The organism is Microbacterium sp. zg.Y909, from assembly GCF_024626565.1.
Window position 1 is genome coordinate 1 of record NZ_JANJFJ010000178.1, and the last position, 9,001, is coordinate 9,001.

The window sequence follows — 9,001 nt, forward strand, 5'->3', positions numbered from 1 at the left end:
GTGGAGGCGATGCTCGTCGACCGCTGGGGTGGCCCGCTGCTGGACCGCGCACCGATCCTGGGAGGGACCCGCTGATGGCCAAGGCAAAGCTGATGGACTTCGACAAGGCCCTCGAACTGTTCGAGCCCGTTCTCGGGTTCGAGGTGCACGTCGAGCTCAACACCGAGACGAAGATGTTCTCCGGCGCGGGCAACCCCGCCAACGAGAAGAACCACGCCGCGGGTCCGAACACCCTCGTCGCGCCGGTGGACATGGGTCTTCCCGGCTCGATGCCGGTGGTCAATGCCGAGGCCGTTCGGTCGTCGATCAGCCTGGGCCTGGCCCTCGGCTGCTCGATCGCGCCGTCGAGCCGCTTCGCGCGCAAGAACTACTTCTACCCGGACCTGGGCAAGAACTACCAGATCTCGCAGTACGACGAGCCGATCGCTTTCGAGGGCGAGGTCGAGATCGAGCTCGCCGACGGCGACACCGTGGTGATCCCGATCGAGCGCGCGCACATGGAGGAGGATGCCGGCAAGCTCACCCACATGGGCGGGTCGACCGGTCGCATCCAGGGCGCCGAGTACTCGCTGGTCGACTACAACCGCGCCGGGGTGCCGCTGGTGGAGATCGTGACGAAGCCGATCATCGGCGCGGAGCACCGGGCGCCTGAGATTGCGAAGGCGTACATCGCGACGATCCGCGACATCGTGCGTGGCCTCGGTATTTCGGAAGCGAAGATGGAACGCGGCAACCTCCGCTGCGACGCCAACGTGTCGCTGCGTCCGCGCGTCGCCCCCGGTGAGCCGACACCGCCGCTGGGCACCCGCACCGAGACGAAGAACGTCAACTCGATGCGGTCGGTCGAGCGGGCGGTGCGGTACGAGATCCAGCGGCAGGCGGCCATCCTCGCCGACGGCGGCACGATCATCCAGGAGACGCGCCACTGGCACGAGAACACCGGCACCACGTCGCCGGGTCGGCCGAAGTCCGACGCCGACGACTACCGGTACTTCCCGGAGCCCGACCTGCTGCCCGTGGTGCCCTCCGCGGAGCTGATCGAAGAGCTGCGTGCGGCGCTTCCGGAGCCGCCGGCTGCCCGGCGCCGCCGTCTGAAGGCGGACTGGGGATTCACCGACCTCGAGTTCCAGGACGTCGCCAACGGCGGCCTGCTGGGCGAGGTCGAAGCGACCATCGCCGCCGGCGCATCGCCCGCCGCCGCCCGCAAGTGGTGGACCGGCGAGATCACGCGCCTCGCGAACGCGGCGGGCCGGGAGCCGAGCGAACTGGTGTCGCCGGCCGATGTCGCCGCGGTGCAGGTTCTCGTCGATGCCGGCACGCTCAACGACAAGCTGGCCCGGCAGGTGCTCGAGGGCGTCATCGCCGGCGAGGGCTCGCCACAGGAGGTCGTCGACGCCCGCGGGCTCGCGGTGGTCTCGGACGACGGCGCGCTGATCGCGGCGATCGACGAGGCGCTGGCATCCCAGCCCGACGTGATGGCGAAGATCCGCGACGGCAAGGTGCAGGCCGCCGGAGCGGTGATCGGTGCCGTCATGAAGGCGATGAAGGGCCAGGCCGACGCCGCGCGCGTGCGCGAGCTGATCCTCTCCCGCGCCGCCGAGTGAGTATTCGCGGGCGCGAGTGAGTATTCGCAGGCGCGAGTGAGTACTCACCCGTCGTACCGAATACTCACTCGGACGCCCGAATACTCACTCGGGTGTCGGGGGATGCGGGGATGATGGGGTTATGGGACGCGGGGACGGAACGGGGCGCATCGTCTCGCCGGACGGCGCCGACGACACCGGCACGCGCATCCTCCACGTCGACATGGATGCCTTCTATGCCGCCGTAGAGGTGCTCGACGACCCGTCACTGAAGGGCAAGCCCATCATCATCGGGTCGCCCGAGGGGCGCAGCGTCGTCTCGAGCGCCTCGTACGAGGCGCGCCGTTTCGGCGTACGGTCGGCAATGCCGGTCAGCCAGGCCCTGCGTCTGTGCCCGCAGGCGACAGTCGTCGCGCCGCACTTCGACCGCTACCTCGCCCTGTCCCAGCAGGTCATGGAGATCTTCCACTCGATCACCCCGCTGGTCGAGCCGCTGTCGATCGACGAGGCGTTCCTCGACGTTCACGGAGCGCGCCGCCTCTGGGGATCGCCCGGCGAGATCGGACGGCTGCTGCGGGTGCGCGTGCTCGACGAGACCGGGTTGACGTGCAGCGTCGGGGTCGCGGCCACCAAGCACGTCGCGAAGATGGCATCCACCATCTCCAAGCCCGACGGCTTGTTGATCGTCCGCGCATCCGACACCCAGGCGTTTCTCGCCGCGCGCCCGGTGAGCGCCCTGTGGGGGGTCGGCCCCAAGGCGACCGTGGCGCTGGAGACCCGCGGCATCCGCACCGTGGCCGATGTGCTCGCCACCCCGCGCGGTGTGCTGAACCGAGCGCTCGGTCCGGCGATGGGCGAGCGGGTGTGGCACCTCGCGCGAGGCGTCGATGCCCGTGAGGTGCAGACCGAGCGCATCGAGAAGAGCGTCGGACATGAGGAGACCTTCCACGACGACATCGCCGACCCCGCCGTGCTGCGCACCGAACTGCGCCGGCTCGCCGACCGCGTCGGCGCCCGTTTGCGCGGGAACGGCTGGGAGGCGGCCACCATCGCCCTGAAGCTGCGCTTCGCCGACTTCAGCACGCTCACCCGGTCGCAGACGCTTCCCGAACCGACCGCGGTGGGGCAGCGCATCGGGGATGCCGCGTGGGACCTGTTCCACCAGATCGACCTGCGCATGCCGGTGCGACTCATCGGCGTGCGCGCGGAGAACCTGCGACCCGCCGGCGGCGCGCCACTGGCCCTCTGGGACGACGACGAGGACTGGCGCCGCGTGGAGGAGGCCCTCGACGGAGCCCGCGAGCGATTCGGCCGCGCCGCCGTCACCCGCGCGACGCTGCTGGGAGGCACCCGGGACCTCGGCGCTCTGCCGACGAATCCCCGCCCGGAGCGCCGCCCCCAGGGCCCACCCGAGCACTGACCCACCGGATGCTGGGCCGCAGGCGCGCGGCCCGGTACGGTGGGGGAATGGCCAACATCGCACTGGACCTCGGCAAGCAGTCCGCTTCTTACGGCGTCACCAGCGTCTACGGAGAGAAGCAGGAGCTCGACGGCATCACCCTCGTCCCTGTCGCCCTCGCCTGGACGGGGTTCGGCGGCGGAGCGGATGCCGACGGGAACGGCGGCGGGGGCGGTGGCGGCTATGCCATCCCGCTCGGCGCATACGTGCGCAAGGGCGATGATCTGCGGTTCGAGCCGAACATCGTCTCGTTCGTCGCGGTGGCGATTCCCTTCGTCTGGGTCGCCGGTCGCGCACTGAGCCGTGTCATCCGCGCCCTCAAGAAGTAACGACCGCGCGCTGTCCCCGGCTCTTCGCGCGGCGACGGATCGTCTCGTCGCAGCGGTACGAGCCGTGGGCGCGTCCAATCCGGTGGTCCTCATCGACGGCCGCAGCGGCGCGGGAAAGTCCACGCTTGCGCGCGAACTGGTGGCCCGATGGCCGCAGCGCGGTCGGGTGCAGCTGGTGGCGCTGGACTCCCTGTATCCCGGGTGGGACGGCCTCTTTGAGGGTGCCGTCTACGCGCGCGACCAGATCCTCCGCCCCCACGCGCGCGGGTTGATCGGTGTCTGGCAGCGGTGGGACTGGGAGTCCGGCACGCGCGCCGAGGCGCACGCGGTGGACCCCTCCCTGCCACTGATCGTCGAGGGCGCGGGCCTGCTCACCCCGGAGAACGCGCGGCTCGGCGACGTGCGCGCGTGGCTCGAGTCACCGGCGGTCTCCCGCCAAGCGCGGGCACTGGCCCGCGACGGCGATGGTTTCCGCCCGTACTGGACTCGGTGGGCCGAGCAGGAAGAACGCCACCTCGCACGCAACAGCCCTCGCGAGCGCGCGACGCACGTCTTCCAGATCCCCTGACGAAACGGCCGCGAAGCGGCTCAGGTCATCGCCCGAGTGCGGCGACCAATCCGTCCAGCCGATAGCCGAGCCAGTCGTAGATGGCGAAGCGCCGGTCACCGGCGTCGTGGTCGTCCTCGCCGTCGATGCCCAAGCGGGTCGCCAGCACGAGGCGCAGCGCGTTCAGGGTGCGCAACCAGGCGCGGCCGCGCTCGCCCGTGAGCGTCACCGCGAGTGTCTCGGCAAGGGAATCGGGAGGCACGTCAGTGAGATGCAGCCCCTGTCCGCCGGGGGAGAGGTCGTCGAGCACGGCGCGCGCATCGTCGCGGCGGCGACCCAGCAGATCGGATGCCGTCAGCGCGCGGAATTCACGCGCGGCATCCGCGTCGTCCCGGTACGCGTCCGGGACGAGTCGCGCGATGGCCGGGTCATCAGGCGGGCGAGCGCCCGAACGGCCGCCCTCATCGAGCAGCTCGAGGAATTGCGAGACGAGGTCGGCGAGGTGGGCACCCTCGACGAGGGTGATCTCCATGACGATGTGTCCCTGGTCGGTCATGCCGGCGCCTGCTGCACGGTCGCCCAGAGCCCGTAGTCGTGCATCGCCTGCGTGTGCAGCTCCATCTGTTCGCGCGCGCCCTCCGCGACGACCGCGCGTCCTTCGTGGTGGACGGCGAGCATGAGGCGGGTCGCGACCTCGGGGGAGTGCCCGAAGTACTCGCGGAACACGTGCACGACGTAGCTCATCAGGTTGACCGGGTCGTTCCACACCACCGTCTGCCACGGACGGTCAGCTTCGGCGAGCTCGTCCAGACGTGTGATCTCGTCGAGATCCGGCGTTGCGAGGCCCATCAGGCCCATCCCAGTTCGTGCAGGCGGTCGTCGTCGATGCCGTAGAAGTGCGCGATCTCGTGCACCAGCGTGGTGTGCACCTCGTCGCGAAGCTCTTCGACCGACCCGCAGGCGTGCAGGTGCGGCTGCCGATAGACGATGATGCGGTCGGGCAGTTCGCCCATGCCGTAGCGGTCGCGCTCGGTGAGGGCCCAGCCGTCGTACAGGCCGAACAGATCGAGGCTGCCGTCTTCGGGGAGGTCCTCGACGACGAACACGACGTTGTCGAGTCCGCCGACCATGTCATCCGGAAGGCGATCCAGTTCGTCCACGACGAGCGCCTCGAACGCCGCAGCATCCATATCGATCATCATCGTGCCTCTCGGCACTTCTTGGGGTGAGTAACGGGGCTCGAACCCGCGACATCGGCCACCACAAGGCCGCGCTCTACCAACTGAGCTATACCCACCATGTCTTCCCGCCTGAGCGGGCAACCTCTAAATTCTCTCACATCTCTGGAGCGAATGACGACACGGCCGATGCCGCGGCGGCACGCGCCTCGTCGCTGGAGGGACCCGGCTCGGGCACGAAGACCGCGGCGCGGTAGTACGCGAGTTCGCGGATCGATTCCTGGATGTCCGCGAGGGCCCGGTGCCCGCCCTCTTTCGCCGGCGCGTTGAAGTACGCGCGGGGGTACCAGCGCCGCGAGAGCTCTTTGATGCTCGAGACGTCGACGTTGCGGTAGTGCAGCCAGCGGTCGACACGCGGCATGTACTTGGCGAGGAACATGCGGTCGGTGCCGATCGTGTTGCCCGCGAGGGGAGCCTTACCCTCGACGGGGACGAAGCGCTGGATGTACTCCAGTGCCTCGTGCTCGGCCTGCGCGAGGCTGACGCCCTGCGGCAGCTCGGCGAGCAGTCCGGAGGACTCGTGCATCGTGGTCACGAAGTCGTTCATGTTCGCCAGCGCCGAGGCATCCGGCTTGATGACGATCTGGAAACCCGGATCGACTGCGCGCAGTTCGAAGTCGGTGATCACGATGGCGATCTCGACGATCTCATCGACGGCGAGGTCCAGTCCCGTCATCTCGCAGTCGATCCACACGAGCCTGTCGTTTTCTGAAGCCGCCACCATGGGCTCCATCCTACGTGTGGCCCCCGACGCCGACCTGACGTCCCCCCGAGGCGATTCGAACGCCTGACCAAGAGATTAGAAGGCTCCTGCTCTATCCACTGAGCTACGGGGGGTCCCGTCCAGGCTACCGGGATCACGTGCCGACTTCGGTGGGGGGTCCATGGCGGTCCGCCGATCTGCGGCGTAGCGTGCACGTGTCGAAAGGGGTTCGAGGATGAGTGCAGGTGAGAAGCGCACGCAGCTCTGGGTGGCATACGGGAGCGGGGGCGTCGCCGGAACGATCCGCAAGATGGAGGAGGCCTACGTCGTCACCATGGCGGGAGCCGACGACGTGCACGGGATGTATCCGTCGATGGAGGCTGCGAAGGGTGCACTGCACGCGCAGATGACCCCGGGCTCGGAGTGGCCGCAGTTCCGCGAGCACTGAGGGTCACGCGGAAGGCTGCGGCGCCTCGGCGGGTTCCTTCGCCGAGGGACGCCGCGTGTCGAACCACGGCAGCGTGGCGTGCACGAGCGGTCCGATGAGCACGGCGAACAGCACGGTTCCCAGTCCGACCGTGCCACCCAGCAGCCACCCGGCCACCAGCACGGTCGCTTCGACCACCAAACGGCAGGTCCAGATCGGCCAGCCGAACCGCGCGTTGAGGCCCGTCATCAGCCCGTCGCGCGGGCCGGGTCCGAACCGCGCGCCGATGTAGAGGCCGGATGCGACGCCTACGGCCACGAGCCCGGCGAAGAACACCGCACCCTGCGCGAGCCAGCCGGTCGGCGGGGGGACGACCCAGATCGTCAGCTGCATGCTGGTGCCGACGAGGGCGATGTTGGCCACCGTGCCCACCCCAGGCCGCTGACGCAGCGGGATCCACAGGAGAAGCACCAGGAATCCGAGCAGGTTGGCCACCCAGCCGATGCCGATCCCGGTCTGCCGAGAGATCCCCTGGGCCAGCACGGTCCAGGGATCCAAACCGATGCCCGCCTGCACCATCAGAGCGCAGCCCGCCCCGAAGAGCAGCAGCCCTCCCAGCAGTTGCAGCACCCGTCGTGTCACACCGTCAGTCAACCGCACGATTCGCGGGCCGGGCGCGTTTGTGACGCGGGGCGTCCTCGCCGACGTCACCGGCTCGAGAACAAGCACTGCACGGCATCGTCGGCAGACCAGAACTCGCCGATCGGGATGAGCCGGCCCCGGCCCGGGTGGTAGCGGAGCGCCCTGTACCTCACGTCGGATCCCTCGGCTACGCGGCCGAGGTGCCCGACCACGCGTCCGTCGCGGCCGACCACGCGCCAGAGGTCAGGCGCGGCGTCGACGAGCTTGCTGCCCGTCGCGGACTTCACCAGCACGGGGGCCTGCATTGTGATCATCGACGCCTCCTGGAATCGAACGTATGTCCGACCACGGACATCCCGGTTCGCGCCGGGGACAGCAGGCACCGCGCCCTCCACAGGAGGGGATCGTGCGGATGCATCCCCGGAACGGGTGCCTGCCCGCATCGCCTGCGGCCCGGCATGGGCATGGTGGAAGCGCTTCGGCACCCGACGGGCACGCGGGTGCCGAAGCGGCGGGGAAACCCCCGCTCCACATCGAGAGGACAGGTCCCACCATGAGCGAATTGATCACCGTCACCGGCAACCTCGCCGCCGATCCGGAGCGGAGGTCCACGGCAGGCGGCGACGTCGTCGTCGCCTTCCGTGTCGGCAGTACTCAGCGTCGGTTCGACAAGGAAGCGAACACGTGGGTCGACGCCTATACGAACTGGTACCACGTGTCGGCGTTCCGCAGCCTGGCCGAGCACGCGCTGAGGTCCTTGCGCAAGGGAGACCGCGTCATCGTGGTCGGCACCCTGCGCCTGCGCACCTGGGAGAACGACAGTCGCAGCGGGGTCACCGCCGATGTCGACGCGCACGCCATCGGGCCCGACCTGCGCTGGGGCACCACCACCTTCACCCGCGCGGCGCGTGGAGCCGAGGCGCCCGGTGGCGTGCCGGCGGAGCCTGCTCCGACCGCTCACGTCGACGCCGACGGCTGGGCGCTGCCGCCCGCGGGTGGTTCGGACGACGAAAACGGGAACACCGCCGGGCCGGGTGCAGCGGGGGACCCCTCGACCCCGTCGACGGGGGAACCCGCGCTCGTCACCGCGGGCGCGCCGCACCTCGCAGACGGCGAGGAGACGCCCTTCTGACCTCGTGGGGAGGCGCACTCACCCTAGACTTCCGGGGTGCTCCGTCATCCCACGTCATCTGCCCCTGAACCAGGAACTCCGGTCGCGGTTGCGCGCGGTGGGCGTTCGGGTGGGCGCGCCGGGCGAGCCGCGCTGACCCTCGCGAGTGCACTGCTCCTCGCGACGGGGTGCGCGGCGACGCCGGTACCCGAGCCGGCGCCCACGACGGCCGTCGAGCCGGCGCCTACGCCCTCCGCCTCGACGCCTGAGCCGACCGGTCCGGTGCTCTTGCCCGACGGCTCCGCCGAAGACAACCTGCCCCTGTTCACCGCCGTCGCGCAGACGGTGTGGGAGTCGCCGCAGAACGCCGAAGGGCGAGCCTACGTCGATGCCCTGGTCGCCGCGGGCTTCGACAAAGGGGCGATGCAGGTGACGGAAGACATGTCGACGATCGGCAACGCGGCCGAGACACTGGAGTTCTCCGTGCAGTGGGGAGAGGAGTGCCTCCTGGGTCAGGTCGGTCCGGTCACCGGCGCCCTCGTGACGTCGGTCGTACCGGCACTCGCCGGCGGCGTCTGCCTGCTGGGCGACACCCGCCCCATCGACTGGTGAGTTCGGCGGTCCCGGGCGCCCCCGGCGCCCCGGGCGGGGCCGACCAGAACGCCCCGTAGACTTGACCGGGTGCGGCTGAGGACCTCTCGCATGTCCTGTCGCCGCGCGACGATGCTCTCGAGCATCCGATTCCCGCGCATCTAAGGAGCGTTTACCCCCGTGGCTGAGTACATCTACCAGATGGTCCGTGCCCGCAAAGCGGTCGGCGACAAGCTGATCCTGGACGACGTAACCATGTCGTTCCTGCCGGGCGCGAAGATCGGCATGGTCGGACCGAACGGCGCCGGCAAGTCGACGATCCTGAAGATCATGGCGGGGATGGACACCCCCTCCAACGGCGAGGCGAAGCT

At 69.7% G+C, this 9,001-nt stretch carries 14 protein-coding genes and 2 tRNA genes; 8 read left to right on the plus strand and 8 right to left on the minus strand.

The window, feature by feature from the left end; genetic code table 11:
* The first annotated feature begins 74 nt into the window (after nt 1-74).
* The 4 genes from gatB (at nt 75) to NQ160_RS13225 (ending at nt 3,939) form a co-directional block, all read left to right on the plus strand.
* Nucleotides 75-1,604: an Asp-tRNA(Asn)/Glu-tRNA(Gln) amidotransferase subunit GatB gene (gene gatB, locus NQ160_RS13210; RefSeq protein ID WP_257515685.1), complete on the plus strand. Its 1,530-nt coding sequence runs from the start codon at nt 75-77 to the stop codon at nt 1,602-1,604.
* Nucleotides 1,605-1,725: 121 nt separating this feature from the next.
* Nucleotides 1,726-3,003 (plus strand): DNA polymerase IV, encoded by a 1,278-nt coding sequence (locus NQ160_RS13215; protein WP_257515686.1) that lies wholly within the window; start codon nt 1,726-1,728, stop codon nt 3,001-3,003.
* A 47-nt stretch (nt 3,004-3,050) separates the two neighbouring features.
* Nucleotides 3,051-3,371, plus strand: a complete 321-nt coding sequence (locus tag NQ160_RS13220; RefSeq protein WP_257515687.1) for a hypothetical protein — start codon at nt 3,051-3,053, stop codon at nt 3,369-3,371.
* A 64-nt stretch (nt 3,372-3,435) separates the two neighbouring features.
* Complete coding sequence (locus NQ160_RS13225; protein WP_257515688.1) at nt 3,436-3,939, plus strand: hypothetical protein; 504 nt, start codon at nt 3,436-3,438, stop codon at nt 3,937-3,939.
* A gap of 25 nt (nt 3,940-3,964) precedes the next feature.
* Here NQ160_RS13225 and NQ160_RS13230 read toward each other — a convergent pair whose 3' ends face one another.
* The 6 genes from NQ160_RS13230 to NQ160_RS13255 form a co-directional block, all read right to left on the minus strand.
* Entirely contained in the window at nt 3,965-4,474 is a 510-nt protein-coding gene (locus NQ160_RS13230) for a DUF2017 domain-containing protein (protein WP_257515689.1), read from the minus strand.
* Complete coding sequence (clpS, locus tag NQ160_RS13235) at nt 4,471-4,776, minus strand: ATP-dependent Clp protease adapter ClpS (protein WP_257515690.1); 306 nt, start codon at nt 4,774-4,776, stop codon at nt 4,471-4,473. Before clpS ends, NQ160_RS13230 begins: the two co-directional genes overlap by 4 nt.
* Entirely contained in the window at nt 4,767-5,108 is a 342-nt protein-coding gene (locus NQ160_RS13240) for a metallopeptidase family protein (RefSeq protein WP_257515691.1), read from the minus strand. Before NQ160_RS13240 ends, clpS begins: the two co-directional genes overlap by 10 nt.
* Nucleotides 5,109-5,139: 31 nt before the next feature.
* Nucleotides 5,140-5,215, minus strand: a tRNA-His gene (locus tag NQ160_RS13245).
* 38 nt (nt 5,216-5,253) lie between these two features.
* Nucleotides 5,254-5,880 (minus strand): oligoribonuclease, encoded by a 627-nt coding sequence (gene orn / locus NQ160_RS13250; protein WP_257515692.1) that lies wholly within the window; start codon nt 5,878-5,880, stop codon nt 5,254-5,256.
* Nucleotides 5,881-5,920: 40 nt separating this feature from the next.
* Nucleotides 5,921-5,993 (minus strand) — tRNA-Arg (locus tag NQ160_RS13255).
* Between the two features lie 101 nt (nt 5,994-6,094).
* Between NQ160_RS13255 and NQ160_RS13260 the strand changes: the two genes are divergently transcribed.
* On the plus strand, nt 6,095-6,307 hold the full coding sequence (locus tag NQ160_RS13260) for a methyltransferase (RefSeq protein ID WP_257515693.1): 213 nt from the start codon (nt 6,095-6,097) through the stop codon (nt 6,305-6,307).
* Between the two features lie 3 nt (nt 6,308-6,310).
* Here NQ160_RS13260 and yczE read toward each other — a convergent pair whose 3' ends face one another.
* Together yczE and NQ160_RS13270 are read right to left on the minus strand one after the other, a co-directional pair.
* Nucleotides 6,311-6,928 carry a membrane protein YczE gene (gene yczE / locus NQ160_RS13265; protein ID WP_257515694.1) on the minus strand — a complete coding sequence of 206 codons (618 nt, stop codon included), beginning with the start codon at nt 6,926-6,928 and terminating at the stop codon, nt 6,311-6,313.
* Nucleotides 6,929-6,993: 65 nt separating this feature from the next.
* Complete coding sequence (locus NQ160_RS13270) at nt 6,994-7,242, minus strand: hypothetical protein (protein WP_257515695.1); 249 nt, start codon at nt 7,240-7,242, stop codon at nt 6,994-6,996.
* Between the two features lie 239 nt (nt 7,243-7,481).
* Here NQ160_RS13270 and ssb point away from each other — a divergent pair, with 239 nt between their 5' ends.
* The 3 genes from ssb to NQ160_RS13285 all read left to right on the plus strand — a co-directional run.
* Nucleotides 7,482-8,060 (plus strand): single-stranded DNA-binding protein, encoded by a 579-nt coding sequence (gene ssb, locus NQ160_RS13275; RefSeq protein ID WP_257515696.1) that lies wholly within the window; start codon nt 7,482-7,484, stop codon nt 8,058-8,060.
* Nucleotides 8,061-8,321: 261 nt separating this feature from the next.
* Nucleotides 8,322-8,651, plus strand: coding sequence for a DUF6993 domain-containing protein (locus NQ160_RS13280; RefSeq protein ID WP_257515697.1), 330 nt, complete (start codon nt 8,322-8,324; stop codon nt 8,649-8,651).
* Nucleotides 8,652-8,810: 159 nt separating this feature from the next.
* Nucleotides 8,811-9,001, plus strand: a 191-nt coding sequence (locus tag NQ160_RS13285; protein ID WP_257515698.1) for an ATP-binding cassette domain-containing protein, incomplete at its 3' end; no start/stop codon positions are given.